General features: G+C 51.0%; 16 protein-coding genes. 8 read left to right on the top strand and 8 right to left on the bottom strand.

Annotated elements, in window-relative coordinates; all coding sequences use genetic code 11:
* Nucleotides 1-35: 35 nt before the first annotated feature.
* The 3 genes from secA to DEF47_RS02565 all read right to left on the bottom strand — a co-directional run bounded on the left by secA (nt 36) and on the right by DEF47_RS02565 (nt 4,338).
* Nucleotides 36-3,134 carry a preprotein translocase subunit SecA gene (gene secA, locus DEF47_RS02575; RefSeq protein WP_012190740.1) on the bottom strand — a complete coding sequence of 1,033 codons (3,099 nt, stop codon included), beginning with the start codon at nt 3,132-3,134 and terminating at the stop codon, nt 36-38.
* Between the two features lie 104 nt (nt 3,135-3,238).
* Nucleotides 3,239-3,814, bottom strand: coding sequence for an NUDIX hydrolase (locus tag DEF47_RS02570; RefSeq protein WP_012190739.1), 576 nt, complete (start codon nt 3,812-3,814; stop codon nt 3,239-3,241).
* Between the two features lie 182 nt (nt 3,815-3,996).
* Nucleotides 3,997-4,338, bottom strand: a complete 342-nt coding sequence (locus DEF47_RS02565; protein ID WP_012190738.1) for an ATP-dependent Clp protease adaptor ClpS — start codon at nt 4,336-4,338, stop codon at nt 3,997-3,999.
* A gap of 36 nt (nt 4,339-4,374) precedes the next feature.
* On the opposite strand from DEF47_RS02565, the gene aat reads away from it, so the two are divergent.
* Nucleotides 4,375-4,950, top strand: coding sequence for a leucyl/phenylalanyl-tRNA--protein transferase (aat, locus tag DEF47_RS02560; protein WP_012190737.1), 576 nt, complete (start codon nt 4,375-4,377; stop codon nt 4,948-4,950).
* Between the two features lie 24 nt (nt 4,951-4,974).
* On the opposite strand, the gene DEF47_RS02555 is transcribed toward aat, so the two are convergent.
* The 4 genes from DEF47_RS02555 to DEF47_RS02540 all read right to left on the bottom strand — a co-directional run bounded on the left by DEF47_RS02555 (nt 4,975) and on the right by DEF47_RS02540 (nt 9,306).
* Entirely contained in the window at nt 4,975-5,904 is a 930-nt protein-coding gene (locus tag DEF47_RS02555; RefSeq protein ID WP_012190736.1) for an NAD-dependent epimerase/dehydratase family protein, read from the bottom strand.
* A 77-nt stretch (nt 5,905-5,981) separates the two neighbouring features.
* Nucleotides 5,982-6,680: a TetR/AcrR family transcriptional regulator gene (locus DEF47_RS02550; RefSeq protein WP_012190735.1), complete on the bottom strand. Its 699-nt coding sequence runs from the start codon at nt 6,678-6,680 to the stop codon at nt 5,982-5,984.
* A gap of 141 nt (nt 6,681-6,821) precedes the next feature.
* Nucleotides 6,822-7,913 (bottom strand): oxygenase MpaB family protein, encoded by a 1,092-nt coding sequence (locus DEF47_RS02545; RefSeq protein ID WP_012190734.1) that lies wholly within the window; start codon nt 7,911-7,913, stop codon nt 6,822-6,824.
* 406 nt (nt 7,914-8,319) lie between these two features.
* Nucleotides 8,320-9,306 carry a hypothetical protein gene (locus DEF47_RS02540; RefSeq protein WP_012190733.1) on the bottom strand — a complete coding sequence of 329 codons (987 nt, stop codon included), beginning with the start codon at nt 9,304-9,306 and terminating at the stop codon, nt 8,320-8,322.
* A 113-nt stretch (nt 9,307-9,419) separates the two neighbouring features.
* Here DEF47_RS02540 and DEF47_RS02535 point away from each other — a divergent pair, with 113 nt between their 5' ends.
* From DEF47_RS02535 to DEF47_RS02515, 5 genes are all read left to right on the top strand, one after another.
* Nucleotides 9,420-11,669: a S8 family serine peptidase gene (locus DEF47_RS02535; RefSeq protein ID WP_012190732.1), complete on the top strand. Its 2,250-nt coding sequence runs from the start codon at nt 9,420-9,422 to the stop codon at nt 11,667-11,669.
* A gap of 81 nt (nt 11,670-11,750) precedes the next feature.
* On the top strand, nt 11,751-13,658 hold the full coding sequence (locus tag DEF47_RS02530) for a glycosyltransferase family protein (RefSeq protein WP_041304607.1): 1,908 nt from the start codon (nt 11,751-11,753) through the stop codon (nt 13,656-13,658).
* A 63-nt stretch (nt 13,659-13,721) separates the two neighbouring features.
* The gene (locus tag DEF47_RS02525; RefSeq protein WP_012190730.1) at nt 13,722-14,000 is read left to right on the top strand and encodes an Lrp/AsnC family transcriptional regulator; all 279 of its coding nucleotides are present in this window, start codon (nt 13,722-13,724) and stop codon (nt 13,998-14,000) included.
* 12 nt (nt 14,001-14,012) lie between these two features.
* Nucleotides 14,013-14,162, top strand: coding sequence for a hypothetical protein (locus DEF47_RS02520; protein WP_287044950.1), 150 nt, complete (start codon nt 14,013-14,015; stop codon nt 14,160-14,162).
* 10 nt (nt 14,163-14,172) lie between these two features.
* Nucleotides 14,173-14,652 (top strand): CinA family protein, encoded by a 480-nt coding sequence (locus tag DEF47_RS02515; protein ID WP_012190729.1) that lies wholly within the window; start codon nt 14,173-14,175, stop codon nt 14,650-14,652.
* Here DEF47_RS02515 and DEF47_RS02510 read toward each other — a convergent pair.
* Nucleotides 14,644-15,036: a thiol-disulfide oxidoreductase DCC family protein gene (locus DEF47_RS02510; RefSeq protein ID WP_012190728.1), complete on the bottom strand. Its 393-nt coding sequence runs from the start codon at nt 15,034-15,036 to the stop codon at nt 14,644-14,646. The genes DEF47_RS02515 and DEF47_RS02510 overlap by 9 nt on opposite strands.
* Nucleotides 15,037-15,048: 12 nt before the next feature.
* On the opposite strand from DEF47_RS02510, the gene DEF47_RS02505 reads away from it, so the two are divergent.
* On the top strand, nt 15,049-15,825 hold the full coding sequence (locus tag DEF47_RS02505; protein ID WP_012190727.1) for a hypothetical protein: 777 nt from the start codon (nt 15,049-15,051) through the stop codon (nt 15,823-15,825).
* 68 nt (nt 15,826-15,893) lie between these two features.
* On the top strand, nt 15,894-17,675 hold the full coding sequence (locus tag DEF47_RS02500; protein ID WP_012190726.1) for a CSLREA domain-containing protein: 1,782 nt from the start codon (nt 15,894-15,896) through the stop codon (nt 17,673-17,675).
* Nucleotides 17,676-17,802 lie beyond the last annotated feature (127 nt).

Genomic DNA, 17,802 nt, shown 5'->3' with positions numbered 1-17,802 from the left:
CACGGTCTACCAACGATTATTGGTTATTCCAAATGTTATTTTTTACCAACCGCTTGCGCGTGGGTATGCTTGACCGCCAAAATCGCCTCAAGTTCGGCTTCTTTGCCCGGCAAGCCGTGGCATGCTTTGAACTTCTTGCCGCTATCGCATGGGCAAGGATCATTGCGTCCGATTTTGATCACGATTCGACGGGCTGGTGCAGCTTGGCCTGCGGCATTGCTGACCCGGCGTGCCGCTCCACCAACGCCACGTTTGGCTGGCTTGGGTGCGTCTTCGGTGGCGTTTTCTGAGCCGCCAGCAGTTTGAGCCAGAGCCAAACGGGCTTCCATTTCAAGCTCAACTTGGCGCAAACGCACTTGCCAGTTGGCCGCATCAGTAAAGAAGTTGTAGACAATCCGGTTTTGGATGTTGCCTTTGAGTTCGTCGAACATCTTAAAGGCTTCGCGCTTGAAGGCTACCAATGGATCTTGTTGGGCAATTGCGACGTTGCCGATGCCTTGGCGCAATTCATCAACTGCCGTCAGATAATCGATCCATTCACGGTCGATTGCCCCCAGCATTTCTTGGCGCTCGAAGTGGGCAAAGAAGGCTTCTGGGCCGCTGACCCCAGGAATTGGCTGGACTCCGCGTTGCAACAAGGTCGTGTATTGGGTTGCCAACTCTTCGCCAAGCCGATTGTAGGCTTCTTCCACCACTTCGGTGGCAATTTCGCCAATTTCATCAGCTTGTTTGCCTTTGAAGCGGGCTGCCAATTCAGTTTCTTGGGCCTTGAGTTGGGGCACAATCGAATATAACTGACGCAAGAAGCCTTCGAGATCAGGCTTGTCTAGCTCGCGATTATCGAGAAATTCTTCGACATGGATGTCGATTTCATCAACGACCATCTCAAGAATGCGGTCGCCCATATCTTCGCCGCCAAGAATGGCATGGCGATCGGCGTAAATCACTTCGCGCTGCTTGTTTACCACGTCGTCGTATTCGACCACATGCTTCCGCACATCGAAGTTATAGCCTTCGACCCGAGTTTGGGCACTTTCGATCGCTTTATCGAGTAAGCCCGATTCGAGTGGCAATTCCTCATCGCCATCAGACATACGCTCCATCAAACGCTTGATCGTATCGATGCGTCCGAAGCGTGTCATCAACTCATCTTCAAGCGAAATGAAGAAGCGCGATGAACCGGGGTCGCCTTGACGGCCAGCCCGCCCACGCAGCTGATTATCGATCCGACGAGCTTCGTGGCGCTCAGTGCCAATGATGTGTAAGCCACCAGCTTCCATCACAGCTTTACGTTCGGCCTCAACATCGGCTTTCGCTTGGGCTTGGGCTTGGGCTAGTTGCTCAGGCGTTGCATCGGTAATGGTTGTGCCGAGGGCTTTGAGATGTTCCTCAATTAAACCATCGGGGTTTCCACCAAGCAAAATGTCAGTTCCCCGACCTGCCATGTTGGTTGCAATCGTGATTGCGCCAGTACGGCCAGCTTGGGCCACGATATACGCTTCACGTTCGTGTTGCTTAGCATTCAAGAGATAGTGTTCAAGCCCCTCTTGCTTCAGCAAATTGCTGACAATTTCCGAGCTTTCGACCGAGGTTGTACCGACCAAGACTGGGCGGCCAACTTCGTGCATCTCTTTGATTTCACGCAACACAGCGTTGTATTTAGCTTTTTGCGAGGCATAAATATGGTCGCGATAATCTTCGCGCACGACTTGGCGGTTGGTTGGGATAATCACTACTTCCAAATTGTAGATTTTGCTAAATTCTTCAGCTTCGGTGATTGCCGTACCAGTCATACCACCAAGTTTGTTGTACATTCGGAAGTAATTTTGGAAGGTAATTGTGGCCAAGGTGACGTTTTCGCGCCGCACTTCGACCGCCTCTTTGGCCTCAACCGCTTGGTGCAAACCATCAGACCAACGCCGACCCGGCATTGTTCGGCCTGTAAATTCATCGACGATCACAACTTCGCCATTTTGCACCACATAATCAACATCACGATGGAAAACATATTCAGCCTTGAGGGCGTTTTCCAAATAGTGAGTTAATTCGAAGTTCTTGGCATCGTACATATTTTCGCCATCAGGCAAATTGAGCCGCTTTTCCATCACCTCTAAGCCCGATTCGGTCAAGGTAATCGAGCGCGATTTTTCGTCGATCCAATAATCGCCATCAAAATCGTCTTTCAAGCCCTTGCGCACTTCATCTGGCGAAATGCTGGAGCGCTTGAGGCCACGTACCAACGAAGAAAAACGGCGATAGTTATCACTGGATTCTTGGGCTGGGCCAGAGATAATCAAGGGAGTACGGGCTTCGTCGATCAAAATATTATCTACTTCGTCAACAATCGCATAGTGCAATTCGCGCTGCACACATTGATCTTTGTGCTGCACCATGTTATCGCGCAGATAATCGAAGCCATATTCATTATTTGTCCCGTAGGTCATATCGGCCATATAGGCTTCGCGGCGTGAGCAAGGCCGCCAGTGCACCAAACGGCTATCATCTTGTTTGGCGTTGGGGTCGATATAATTGGGGTCGTAAATTGCTGAATAATCGTGGGCGATATAGCCTGTGCTCATGCCAAGGCTATGGAAGATTGGCCCCATCCAGCCACCACCAACTTTAGCGAGGTAGTCGTTGACGGTAATCAAGTGTGCGCCACGGCCAGCAATTGCATTGAGAAACAAGGGCAAGGAAGCCACCAAGGTCTTACCTTCGCCAGTCTTCATTTCGGCAATGCGGCCTTCGTGCAGCACAATCCCGCCGATCATCTGGACATCATAGTGACGTTGACCAATCACGCGGCTTGAGGCTTCGCGCACCAAAGCAAAGGCTTCAGGCAACAATTCATCAAGGGCTGCATCTTCGATCACCCGTAATTCTTTTTGATAGTCTTTTTCGACGGTGGAATCATGGCGATTTTCGTCGGCGTAGCGGTCGTCGAGCGCTTCACGATCCGCTTTGGTTAGCTCTGCGAACCGTGTGCGTAATTCAGCCGTTTTTTCACGGAGTTGTTCATCGCTAAGAGCCTTCATTTTCGGCTCAAGGGCGTTAATTTCATCTAAGGTTGGCTGCATTTTCTTCACAACCTTAGCGTTGGGGTCGCCCAGTAGTTTCCCAAGCCATTTAAACATGTGGTACCTCGTGGTGTCTGAATATCGGCAGCACGGCTGCATCGCTAGATTATACCACGCAGCTTTAGGCCTTTGAATGCCTTAAAAGCTGCTTAAACAAAATGTTAACGCACTGCCAATAGTCGTGGCGCTTCGCGTTTGAGCAACCGTTGAAACTTGCTAATAAAGCGCCCAAGCTGTGGATCGCTGCGTTCTAGCGGCAGTTGATCGAGCGCAAACCAGCGAACTTGATTAAATTCAGCCTGATCGTAGGCCAATGGTTGTTGCGAATCAGCTTGCACGACATACCACAGCGAAACGTCAATATGGCCCGCCGTTAGCCCAACTGTTTCGGTTACGGTGATGAAGCAGGGATCTTGCCAATAAAACTCAGCTTGAATACCCAATTCTTCTTCGATCTCACGAATCACGGTGATTGCTGGATGTTCATCTGGCTCAACATGGCCGCCACACGGCAACCACAATTGAGCATTGCGATGATCGACCAATAAAATCTGGACAGTCGTCGGATCGTAGACCACAATGTAGGAAACTAAGTGCATCGGTGGGGTTGCCGGCTTGGCCGTGCGAAATAACGGTGCATCGCTATCGATCCACGCCAAGGTTTCGTTGCAATCGGCCTGCTCGCGTAAATCTAAGGGGGCAATTTGGGTTACCAATCCACGAATGGTTGAACGCATAACTTCCTCCAACTATCAATTCTCATTTTGATCCACGAAGGACACGAAGCGCACCAAGGCTTTTTAGCCACGAATTACCCGAATTATTCTGCTGCCATTACCAAACTACCACAGAATTGGCCCAGTGCTATGCTATATTCCCTCAGCCCACTCCCCAATAACCAGACCCCGACCCCCGATTATTAAAAATCTGGCTCCAAAAAGAGCACCAGCGGAAAGCCCATATCGCGAGCGCGGCTCTGAGCGCTGTAGACGCGGGCACTAGCTTCTTTGAAGGGCAAAATTGTGACCAAAGCATGGCCTTTGACATGGGCTTCGATCATAATCCTTTTGGCTTGTTCAAACGATTGCTCGAAGACTTTTTCCAAAACCCACACGACCACTTCCATGGGCGTGATATCATCGTTTTGCAAAATAACCCGATAGGGTTTTTCCAGTTCCTCATCGCTGAGCGTGATAAAATCGAGCTCGACATCAGTTGTTGTTTGTGGTTCGGCGGTTGCGACATCCCGTCGTGTATTCATTGGTTGGTTGACCTCACTTTTTGGAGACATGATAGCATGACCAAGCGACTCTCACCACAATTATTAATTTATGGTTACGCCCAAGGAATCTTTCCGATGGATGAGGATGGCCAGATCTATTGGTATGATCCTGATCCACGGGCGATTATTCCGCTTGATGAACGTTTTCATGTCTCCAGTTCCTTGCAGCGCACAATTCGTCGCCAAACCTTTGAAATTCGTTTTGATACTGCCTTTCGGGAAACGATGCAGGCCTGTTCTGAACGCGATGAAACCTGGATTAGCCAAGAATTTATTGAGATCTATAGTCAATTACATGCTGGTGGTTTAGCCCATAGTGTCGAGGCTTGGCAGGATGGCGAAATGGTCGGTGGCTTGTATGGGGTGGGTTTGGCGGGCTTGTTTGCTGGCGAAAGTATGTGGAGCAAAGCGCGTGATGCCAGTAAAGTGGCTTTGGTGGCGTTGGTCGAACGCTTGCGGGCTGGTGGTTTTCAACTACTCGACACCCAATTTATCACGCCGCATCTAGCAACATTTGGAGCCTATGAAATTCCACGCGCTGAATATAAACAATTGCTGGTCAAGGCTTTGCAATGCAGCGCAACCTTTTGATCTGATTGCGCTGCCTGCTGAACGTTAATTGCGAAACCAATCGGCCATGGCTTTAATTCCCTGTTCGATTGGGGTTGCTTCAAGCTCAAAGGTTTTGCTAAAGGCGCTGCTATCCATAATGAACGGTGCTTGCCACTCGTACATCATCTCGACGGTTTCGGCCAATTCTTTGATAAAGCGTCCAAGCAGCCAAACCATGGCAGTATTGACGGTGCGATAGCCAACAGGTTTGCCCAAAACTTTGGCCAAAATTGCTACAAACTCCTGTTGGGTTAGTGCGGCAGGGCTGGGGGCATGCCACGGTCGGCCTAAACCACGCTCGTCAGTGCCAAGGATTGCCAAGCTTGCTCCAATATCATTGACATAACTAAAGCTGTGCAGAACATCGGCTTTGCCCAGCAAATTAACTTTTTTGCCTTGCAAGGCTGGCTTGACTACCTGATCGCCCATTAATTGATATTCGGGGCCATAGAAATTCGAGGCCCGCACGCTGGTTGCGCGAATCTTGCCAGCATTATGGGCGGCAAACAGTTGCTCACTCATCTGCGCTCGCAATTTGCCCTTACGGGTATGGGCGGCGAATGGCGTGGTTTCAGTCATTGGTTGGCCGTTGCTGCGCCCATAGCCATATAAATTTTCCATCACCACCAATTTGGCCTTACTTTGGGCGACTCCCTCGATCACTGCTGCTTGCATCGCCGGAAATTTGCTGGTCCATTCGTAGTAAGCTGGTTGGGCACATTGGTAAACGCTGGTGGCAGCCTGTGCTTGTTGGGCTACAAAATGTTGATCATAAATATCGCCAGCTAAGACTTCAACGCTCTCGGGCAGATGGCTAGCCTTGCCCGAACGATTAATCATCCGCACTTGTTTACCTGCGCTGACCAAACAACGGGCGGTCGCTTTACCAATTGGGCCTGTGCCAAAAATAACGTGTAATTCACCTGACATCATTGATTCCTTGCTAATTTTTGGCAACAGCAAACTAAGCCTCGTTGCCGAAACTGCTTGAGCGTGCCGGCCAAATTGAATTAAGTTAGATCGTCAAAACCAAACGTATGCAGCATTTCTATGACGCGATGGCGATAGAAAGCGTCGGCATTGCCAACATTCGAGCTAAGATGTCCATACAATTCCAACATAATCAGGCCATGAATTTGTGTCCACAGGGTCATAATCAGGTACATCGACTCTAACGACACCGGATAGCCATGTTCGGCAATCATGCCATTCATATGCTCAGCACAAAATGCTGGAATACGAAAATCGTTGAGGCTTGATTCGCCAGCTTTGATCGCGAGATCGGCCAAGCGTACTGGCGTAATAAAGGTGCGAACCACCGCTGGCACCGTAATTTCGCGCGGCGCGTTATAGCCAGGAATTGGATTGCCATAGATCAATTGAAAGTCGATTGGATGATCGAAGGCCCATTGGCGATAGGCCTCAAATACCGTCAACAAACGCCCAGCCTTGGTTTTTGTACGCGATTTAAGCCCAACAGCATCCAAGGTATCGGCCAAACTATTAAAACTATCGGCAATCAAGGTTGTAATCAGGTCTTCCAAATTAGCAAAATAGTGGTACAGGGCTGGTGGGCTAACCGATAGAACTTTGGCAATCCCACGAATTGATAAGCCAGCTGTGCCATGTTGCGCCATCAGTTGGCGGGCCGCTTGCTTAATTTGAATGATCGTTTCATCGTTGAGTGCTTGATTACGAGTCCGCGCCATTTCAAAACCTCAATAGATTTACAGTGTAAATCTATAAATGAATTTACAATGTAAATTGAATTGTGTCAAGGACGAAAAAAGACCAATCATGGCAAAGCCAGATCGGTCTCAGTGTAGCATTGGCTGGGGCTTGGTTGAAAATTAGGCCACGCGTTCGCTGAGAGTTTCGCTAAGTTCGCCACGATGGATTGCGCCAGTCCAACGTTGGAGCAGCAAGAAGGTCAGTCGATCAAATTGCTCATCGATAGCTGGAAAGCGTTGGGTGATGCTACGCATTGCACTATTGAGGGTTTTGAGATAGCGTACCGCATATTTCCAACGGGTTTGCGGCACGCCCATCCAGCGAGCAACCTCATCACCTGCGAGATGATGAATCAATGCTGGAACCATGCCATCGAAAAAGCGGCCTGGTAAGAGCCCAGTGTGCATTGCTAGTAGCGCTTGGGTCAATTCGCGCCCCTCATCAGATGGGCCATGCTGACGATTGGAGATGCTATAGGCCAGATCCTCGGCTTCAGCCATCGAGCGTGGTAAGCTGGCCGGATCAACCCCAATCAGTTCGCCAATCACACACCAAGTATACAAAAAATTTTCGGCAGCTTGTGCGGCTATGCGATAGCCCAGTTGCTCCAAGCCCCAAATTACGCCATACGAAAATACCATCAGCGTGCCCAGCATATCTTCTTGACAAATCGGTACACCAAGCTCGGCGCTCTGCCATTGGCCAGCGTGAGCAATTTGATAACGCACAGCGGCGTGCATTAGGCGCACTTTTTGAATCACCTGCAAGCCAGCCCCGTTGTTTTGGAGCGCCTGCGGTTGTAATACCGTCATCACAAAATGGCCCGATTCAGTGACTCGGCGATAAGGTTCGGCCTGCAAGCGTTGGGTTTGGGTCAGCACTTTGACCCCTTTTTGAGCAGCGTAACAGCCAACCAAAGCTGCCGTTGAGAGCACGACGGTGATCGCCATGCCATAGCGAGCAAAAAATGCTGCGCCATTATTGATCCGTTGCCAATCGATTGAACCAGAGGGGCTGCAATGGTGTTCGAGCCAATCAAACAGAACGGGGGGCAAATCGCGAGGCAAGGGTTGATCGTTTTTGGTGATCTGGCGCAACACCTGACTAACCCGCGCTAAATCGCCATTGTTGGCCAATTGCTCAATCAAGCTATCGGCAGCAGGGTCGCCAATTTGGCGCAATGATTCAAGATAGGGCTGGGTGTAACGCATACTTCCCCTTTACTTCTGCAACGCTCAGTACCATGCCAAGCTGGTTGGCTACAACAACTGATTTGCATAGAAAGGGTAGAAGGCTGAGAACCAAAGGATCTATGCTTGGCTAGTATCATAGTTTTGTTTGCAAGCCCTTGCAAGCGCCTTAAGTCCTATTCTTGATTAACCTTTATTAATCAATTGGCTTTTGCGAAGGTCGGCTGGATAGTTAGGAGTTTTGTATACCCTCCCTCACCCCCGTCCCCTCTCCCACTGCGGCGTGAGAGGGGAGATCCAATGACATGATGTGAAGGTTCCCCCTCGCCTGCTGGGCGGGAGAGGGGGCTAGGGGGTGAGGGAACTCAGCTATCTTTGAAAACCTACCCTTGAAAGGTTGAGGTGAGGGGTTGGGGCTGTGAAAAACTTATTGCGCTAGCACCTGATGGCAAACATTGCAAACCAGTTGTTCTTTATGCGCCACCAAACTGGCTTGGCGGCCACAGGTTTGGCAATGGGGCAATTGAATCATCGGCTCAAATAAGGGCGAGATCGCAATCAAATGCGGTTGGTGTTTGCTGCCAATATGCAACACGGGCGTTTGAATTGTGGCTACGCTGACAGTTTCGGCAGCCAACGACAAGGCATAGCGATATTCTTGCTCGTCAAGCAGGCGTTTACGCTCTTCTTCGAGGGCATATTGCTTGTTCGATTCGCCCTCTTTGGCTCCGAGCGCAAGGCCTGAATCTTCTTCGAGCGCATCGTAGAAGGCGTTGATCCGCGCTTTTTCAACGGCCAGTAATTGGGCCAATTGGGCTTCGTGCAGGGCTTTTTGCGGGTAGAGCAAGCGCTCAAGCCAGCGGCGAGCATGGTGCAAAGCCACATTCACATGCTCATCGGTCAGGCCGGTTGATGGCAACGGCGTAAGCTGATCGCGTAAATTGGTGATGTCGGTGATGGTTGGCCAAACTTGGCCAGTTTCATAATCGACACAACAGGCCACCATTTTTTCCTCAATCACCTCGCGTTCAAAGCGAATACGAAAGGTAATCCGCAACACAATATGCTGTTGTAGCCCACTCAGTTGCAAGTTTGGGCCTTGAATTAATTGCGCTTCCTGAACATCGGCCAGCAATGACACTTGATCTGGATACCATTCCAAGCGAGCGCGATGAGTTGGCCGCCCACGTGAGCGCAGTTGTTCGGCTAAACGCAAGGTCAACGATGAGTTGGGCGAAAGCAATTGAAGATCAGGGTCGAGCGCCGCGACCTGCTTATCAGTTGTTACTAAAACAGTTTCTTTACCAAAAACCCGCCCTAAACTACCGGGGATCGTGAGTGTCCAAGTGGTTGGGCTGGTTTGTTCAACCCCAATATGTAAATCCGCCGCTGCTCGGCGCAAAAAATCTTCCATAATATTCCCATTCAGCGTATTGAGCAATCTATCAGCATCATGCTATTTTACCATGCCCAAAAGTTTGCTATACTTGCCCCAACCTTAATATCTTTTACCTGTGTGGGGAGCCTATGCGTCTGATCAAACCATTCATCCTCCTAATGGTGTTAGCAGGCTTTTGTCTGCCAAGCGCCTCCGCCAACCCCCCCGACCGTCTCGCAAGCAAAGCCGATTCAGCCCTGCTGGCAAAGCTGAATGCTGGCCAACAAGTGCCAACCCTCGTGCTATTGCAAGCCCAAGTCGATACCAACTTCGCTGATCGTTTGGCCAGTAAAGAAGCCAAGGGTGCGGCGGTGGTTGCCGCCCTGCGCCAACAAGCCCAACGCGATCAAACTCCACTGCTTGCCGAACTCAGCAACCGCGGGATTCAATCCGAGGGCTTTCTCTCGGTTAATGCCTTGTATGCGACGCTTGATTTAGCCAGCGCTCAATGGCTGGCCGAACAAGCCAGCGTCAAGCAATTGATCGAAGATTCGATTGTGGTCAAGGTCGAAAAACCAGTTGCCGAAACTAACCCAGCACCCCAAGCGGTGAATACCACGACCTGGGGGGTTAACTATGTCAAAGCCCCCGAAGTGTGGGCTAAAGGCATTACTGGCCAAGGCATCGTAATTGCTGGCGAAGATACTGGGGTGCGCTGGACGCACGCCGCATTGAAGAGCAAATATCGCGGCTGGGATGGCACAAATGCTAGTCACGATTACAACTGGTACGACGGCATTCGCACTTCGTTAGGTGGCACGAATCCTTGTGGTTTAGCGCTGAACGTGCCTTGTGACGATAACTCGCATGGCACTCACACCGTTGGTACGGTTGTTGGCGATAATGGCACGGGCGAACAAATTGGGGTTGCGCCTGGCGCAAAATGGATCGCCTGCCGTAACATGGATGCTGGCAACGGTACGCCTGCAACCTACATTCGCTGTATCGACTGGATGTTGGCTCCGTTCCCCACTGCTGGCACCAGTGCTCAAGGCGACCCCAGCAAAGCGCCGCACGTTGTCAACAATTCATGGGGCTGCCTAGCCTCAGAAGGTTGTACCAATACCCCTTCTGATGGCATTCAGACCTCAGTTCAAAATGTGACCAATGCAGGGATTATGTTTGTGGCCTCAGCAGGGAATGATGGGAGCGGTTGTGCCACCATCACCACGCCAGTCGCGATCTACCCTGAAAGCTTTGTGGTTGGCTCACATACCTCAACTGGGGCAATTTCTGGGTTTAGCAGCCGTGGTCCAGCTACCAACAATGGTGCCAGCCGAATCGGCCCAGACATTTCAGCCCCAGGCTCATCTGTGCGTTCGGCAACCAATGGTGGTGATGATGTTTATGGTTCAAGCTCGGGCACGAGTATGGCTAGCCCGCACGTAGTTGGGGTTGTGGCCTTGTTGTGGTCGGCTCGCCCAGAACTGCAAGGCCAAGTTGATCTCACTCGTGCGATCTTGCAAGAAACCGCTACTGCTGCGCCTTCAACCCAAACCTGTGGTGGTGTTGCTGGTAGCAGCATCCCCAACAATACCTTTGGTCATGGCTATGTCAATGCTTTGAATGCGATTGCCCCAACCTTGCAAGGCAGCATCACGGTCGATGGCACGGCGGCAACCTCAGCCACCATTCGCTTGGAAAATAGCGTTGGCGTGGTTGAATTTGGCAAAACCACTGGTGTCTATAGCACCAGCTTGCCAGCAGGCCTCTACAGTGCAACCGTTACTGTGCCAAACGAAACGCCAATTACTCGCCAAGTAACGATTGTCAAAGGCCAAGTTGCGACTGAAAACTTTGAATTTGGCGATGTGACTGGTACTGTTAGTGGTCATGCAACCCTCAATGGCACGGGCCGCGCTGGTGTCAGCATCACCGCCAACCCCGGCAACTTCACCACCGAAACCAACGCTAACGGCGATTACAACTTAGCCTTAGCCCCGGGAACCTATACGATTTCTAGCGAATTTATGGCCTTGGAAACCCAAGTGGCAACGGTAACGGTGGTTCTCAATCAGACCGTCATCCAAGATTTTGATTTCGCGACCACCCAAACCATCAATATTCAGAACTTCCGGTTTAGCCCTAGCCCAATTACGGTTACCTTGGGAACCAGCATCTTGTGGCGTAACCTTGATGCTTCGACCCACACCACGACCCGTGGTCAAATGCCGTTTATTTGGGATTCAGGCGATCTGAGCCAGAACCAAGATTATGCCGTAACCTTTGATCAAGTTGGTACTTTCAGCTATGTTTGTAGCTTGCATGGCAGTATGCAAGGTACGGTTGTGGTAACTCCACCAATGCAAAATACCTATCTGCCGTGGACAACTAAATAACCTATCGCCTATTCAATGGTACTATGGCACAGTCTGGACAACAGGCTGTGTCATTGTTTTAGCTCGCTTTTTGGAAGCCACATGCAGCAACATTCTCGATTAAAGCTTGGTTTGGCGTGGCTGGGCTTAATTGGGCTTTATAGCCTGACGCTCACCCAAATTCATACCTTCGATGCCTACTCCTACGCGACGGCAGTGCAAGCCAAGCCATGGCGCGAATCGTTTCATCCTCATCATTTATTCTATGGGCCGCTTGGTGAGATTATCTATTGGCTCAGTCAAGGTTTGGGTTATCAAGGTATGGCATTTGGGCCATTGCAAATGCTGAATGTAGTGGCTGGAGCCAGCGGCGTGATCATTTGGTGGCGTTTGCTTCAGCGTTTGACCAACCAGCCTTGGCTGGCAACCAGCGGCAGTGTGTTGGTTGGCGGAGCCTACGCTTGGTGGTATTACGCAGTTGAGGTCGAGGTTTATACCTTGGCGAGCTTGTTTTTAATTATTGCCACTGGCTTGTTGATTCGGCTGGCTGAAACGCCCCAAATACTGAGCAATTGGCGCTGGCTTGGGCTAGCCCATAGTGCGGCAATCCTGTTTCATCAAACGAATGTGCTTTGGCTTGTGCCTGTGCTGGTGGTTTGGCTGAGCGCTGCGTGGGGCACTACCGCATGGCAACAACGCTGGCACGCATTTTTGCAGTATGCCATGGTTGGGTTGCTGGTGGTTGGTGGTAGCTATGCCATCGTGATGTTTGGCTTGAGTGGCTTCCGCACATGGCCGCAAGTGCAACAGTGGCTGTTTGAATATGCCAATACTGGTTTGTGGGGCACGACCAATGCCAACACCTTTGCCAATTTGCTCAACGGCTGGCAACATACGATCCATGGTTGGTTAGGTGGTGCGGTTTTGCTGGCCAGCCTTGGCCTGATCGCTTGGCGCTGGCGTTTGATGTGGCGGCAATCACGAATGTTAGTGGTGTTGGCCGCGAGCTGGCTCATCACCTATAGCCTCTTTTTTGGCTGGTGGGAGCCAGATAATATTGAATTTTGGATTGCTTGCTTGCCGCCGTGGGCTTTATTGATCACGCTTAGTTTGCATACGCTCAAGCTGCCGCAGCGCCGTTGGTGGCAGCCTGCCCTAAGTTTAGCCTTGGTTGGCATGAGCCTTAGCAATGGCTGGCAAATTTATGCCAATGGCGCTGCGGCCAACGATCAAGATCGCCAAATCATCACTGAATTGGCCAAAACTGGCAGGCCCAACGATTTTTATTTTGTGCCGAATGGTTTGCAAGCCTTGTATGCCGAATATGAATTTGAGCGCCCAAACAGCCTGCCACTTAGCGTTAGCCCTGGCGATTGGCAGCATGGTTGCTTGGAAATTAGCGCTAGAATCGTCGATACTACCAGCGCTGGCTATACGGTTTGGCTTGATCAGCAGGCAGTCGAGCCTAGCCCAATTTTGCTCGAACGTTACGGACTAGAGCAATCAGCGGTTACCGCATGCTTTGCCCCATTTTTAGCCCAAGCCCAGCCAATTACCCTGACCCATGCACGTTATCTCAAGCTCGACCCGATTCCTCAAGGCTTGCCCGATTGGCACTGGCAGAATTGGAGTTTGGGCTGGCGCGAGAATTTTATTACTGCTAGCACTTGGGGCGCTGGCTGGACATTTATCCCACAGCAAGACCCACATTTGCTTAGCCCACGGATTAATCTGGCGAGCAGCCAATGGCGCAAACTTGAAATTACTATGGCCAGCACCCTGCCAAATCAACATGGCCAACTGTATTGGATGGCTCCTGGCGAGGGTGCAACCGAAGATCATTCGGTCTCATGGGATGTGATTGGTGATGGAGCGCTGCATACCTACACCCTTGATCTTAGCCAAATCCCAACTTGGCAAGGCTCAATTGGCATGCTGCGGCTTGATCCGGTTGTGGCGGGTGCTGAGCAGCAAACCGTCACGATTCAGCGCCTACGCCTGCTGCCCTAAGTTACTTAGCGAGTATGTTAAAATAGCCCTAACTTTTTTGGATGCTATGGTGAGGAACCAGCGATGATCACCGCATTTGTGCATATTCAAACTGAACCAAGCGCCGCCAACGGCGTAGCGGCTGGCTTAACCGCAATTGAAGGTGTGGCTGAAGTCTATTCGGTCACTGGCGAATGGGATATTATCGCGATTGTGCGCTTGGCCGATTACGATCAACTGGCCAAAACTGTGCCCGACCAAATTGGCAGCCTGAAGGGGATTGTGCGCACCTCAACCGTCTTGGCTTTTCGCTCGTTCACCAAAGAAGAAATCGCCGCCACGTGGGATATTGGCTTATCCTAGAAGGAGCCTGCAATGGCCCGTTTGATTGGCTGGATCGTGTTGGCCTTAGTGGCCTTGTGGATTTTTGGAATTGTGTTTCGCATCGCAATTAAGCTCTTGATTATCGGCACGATTATTTATTTAGGTTTGGCAGCATTTGGTCTGCTGAGCAAACGCCGTTGAGGAATTGCCAATGTCGCAAGCCTTAGCCCAAGCTGTGATTACCGCCCTTGCCCAACGCCAATGGACGCTGGCGACCGCTGAATCGTGTACTGGCGGGTTGTTGGGCGATTGGCTGACCAACATTGCTGGCAGCTCAGTCGTCTATTTGGGCGGCATTATTGCCTATGCCAATAGCGCCAAGCAAACGTTGCTGCATGTGCCAACTTCAACCTTGGCGACCGTTGGCGCGGTGAGTGCTGAAACCGCTTTAGCTATGGCGCAAGGGACGGCTCAAGCACTCGGCGCGACGGTTGGCCTAAGCACGACTGGCATTGCTGGTCCAGGTGGTGGCAGCCCTGAAAAACCAGTCGGCTTAGTTTATTTGGGTTTGCACTTGCCCAATCAAGGCTTGGTCGAGCAGCATGTTTGGCCCTACGATCGTTTGGGCAACAAACAAGCTTCGGCCAAACGTGCGCTCGAATGGCTGCTCGAACAACTTAGCTCAGCCTAATTTCGGGCAATCGGCAGGGAATTGTTGGCAATGGGGTGTATCACCTGGGATACGATGGCGATATTTGACCACCAACTTATAGACGCTATCCTGAATGTGGCGAATACCCCAAAGTTGATAAAAGCCTAAGGCCAAACGCTTGCCCGTGGCGATGCTCAGGGCTGCATTAACCGCCCCGGCCCCACGCCATAGTCTGCCGTCGCTGGTTTGCAACCATGCTGCTTGCTCACATTGAGCATAGGTCAAGCCAACCGATTCGGGCACGCCAGGTTTTTGAAATGGCTCGATCCGAATTCGTTGTTGGTGATCGAGGTTTTTGATCCAACGGGCGGCCCGCGTGCAAAAATCGCAGGTTCCATCAAAAATTAACAATGCTTGCGACATAGGAGTCTCCTAATGGCTTTTCGCTCGTTCTGGGGGCGGCGCTGGCATGCCTGGACACCCAATCAGGCCGAAATTCAGCCGATTGAGGCTGGCGTGCGGCTTGCCCTCCATCAGCATGATCGCATGGTTTATAGTGATGCGCAATTGGATGATTATGTTGAAAACGGCTTGAGCTGGTATGCTCCAGTTCGTTTGCAACTCGAAGCGCGGTTTTTGGGCGAGCCTGAGGATTTTGTGGGTACGGCAGGCTTTGGCTGGTGGAATGATCCGGCTGGCACGGGCTTGCGGCGTTTGCGACTACCCCAAGCCTTGTGGTTTTTCTATGCGGGTGCTGCTAGCCAACTTGAATTAACCGCCAATGGCGCACATAACGGTTGGTTGGCGATGAGCTTTGTGCCGCGCTTGGGCTGGTGTTTGGGCTTGTTGCCACTCGCTCCGTTGGCCTTGGTGCTGAGCCAAAACACGTGGTTACGCCAACGCTGTTGCTTGCCATTGTTGCAACTGGCTTTGGGCGTGCGCAGCCAGCCAATCAAACTTCGCTGGAATACGTGGCAGCAGTATCAAATCGACTGGTATGCTGATCGGGTGGAATTTTGGCTTGATCAGCAATTAGTGCTCCAAATCGCCAGCGTGCCAACCAGCGATTTGGGTTTGATTCTATGGCTCGATAACCAATATGCCCAAGTTTCGCCCCGTGGAATTGTACGTGGTGGTATACTTGCTCATCAAAATCAAGCCTTAGAAATTCGTCATTTAACGATTAGCGACCTAACAACACCTGCACTCTAGTATGCTTGACAGCCTCAGGTGGACTTTTACAATAGCCAGATATTGTTGTTACACCTGGAGGAACCACAATGCGGTCTTTTCGATGGAGTTTACTAGCATTTCTAGTAGGCAGTGGTTGGTATACTGCTCAACCCCAAGCGAGCAATCTTGCCCCAACCAATCAGATTCAAGTTACCACGACGGTTGATGATACCAACCCCAGCAACCAAACCTGTTCGTTGCGCGAGGCGGTTTTGGCTGCTACCAGCGATCAAGCGGTTGATGCTTGCTCGGCTGGCGCTGCGGTTGATCAGATTTTGCTGCCTGCTGGAGTGTATCGGCTAACCAACATTGGCCGCGATGACGATCAAGGCCTAACTGGCGATTTGGATCTGCGCGGATCGCTGCAAATTACGGGAGTGAGTTCAGCGACCACGATCATCGATGGCAATGTAACTGATCGCGTGTTGGATTTGCACGAAGGCAGATTGACCTTGGAGCATGTAGAAATCCGCAATGGCTATATTTTGAATAATGATGATACGGCAACCTATTATGGGCATGGTATTTTTCAACGCAGTGGTAATTTAAGCCTCGATCATGTTCGGGTGATTCACAATGGCATTATTACCTCGCCAATTTTGTACGGTTTAGCCAATTATGGTGGTGGGGTGGCTAGTTTGGCGGGCATGCTCAGCATTCAACATAGCTTTTTCAATGATAACGAGGTGCGCACTATTTTTATGGGTGGGGTTGGTGTTGGAGGTGGTCTCTACATCAAACAAAGCACAGTAAGTATTGCTAACACAATTTTTGAGGCCGATACAGCGGGCACTGGTATGGCGATTGCCAACGATGGCGGCAATTTGACGCTCAGCCAAAGCCAGATTCGGCTAGCCATTGGTCAAGGTGAGCAAGGTGCAGCAGTCGATACGATCAAAGGCATGACCCTGATCGAAACCAGCGAATTTCAGCAAAATCAGCCACGCGCAGTTAAAATTAACCAAGGGGCTGAGGCCGAAATTATCAACAGCCTATTTGGGCAAAATGGTGGGGTTGGCAATTTCTATTGTGCCAGTGGTGGCGCAATTGCCAATGCTGGGCGCATATTGATCAGCGATTCACGCTTTATCGACAATTATGCCGATCAAGGCGGCGCATTAGTCCAAAGCCAAGGTAGCAGCGAAATTTATCGTAGCGAATTTAGCGCCAATCGGAGTAATGGAGTCAATCGGCTGCGTGAAAACTGCCATGCCTCAGGTGCGGCAATTAGCCAACAAGCTGGAACCATGCTGCTCGACACCAGCACGCTCGCCTTCAATGATAGCCGGGGTTTGGGTGGAGCCTTGGATCAACGGGGAGTTACTTCAGTCTTGACCCTGACCAATTCGACCGTGGTTTCGAATACCAATCGTTTTGTAACGGGCATTGGTGGTGCTGGAGTTTCAATCAGCGGCACCTTGGCACTGAACAATAGCATGATCGCCAATAATTGGCATACGCCCAGCCAAACCGCCAACGATTGTCTCGGCAACCTGACCAGCCAAGGCCATAATTTGCTGGAGCGACCGACCGCCCAATGTCAATTGCTCAATCAGCAAGCCAGCGATCTGCTGAATCTTGATCCCTTGCTTGGTGAGTTTGCGCTGCATGGTGGTAGCTCACGTAGTTTTAGTTTGACCGCTGCTAGTCCCGCGCTTGATGCTGGGCCTGCCGATTGTGGCTTGGTTGATCAACGGCTCTATCCCCGGCCTGTCGATGGCAATAACGATCAAACCGTGCGCTGCGATATTGGGGCATTTGAAGCTGGTATGATTGCCCAAACCCAGTATTTTAGTTTCTTGCCCTTTGCGCTGGCCGGAGTTCGTTAAAAGCAATACCCCTCACCCATTGCGGTGGGCGAGGGGCATTTTATTCATCCCGTTCTATTACGAACCAATGATCCTATGGTTCATCAGTGGGTTTCTGCCCATCACTAATTGCCCTTGAGGGGGTGCA

Source organism: Herpetosiphon sp. (assembly GCF_003512625.1).
GTDB lineage: Bacteria > Chloroflexota > Chloroflexia > Chloroflexales > Herpetosiphonaceae > Herpetosiphon > Herpetosiphon aurantiacus.
Note: the sequence above shows the minus strand (reverse complement) of the source record. Positions and strands in the feature narration are given on the sequence as shown.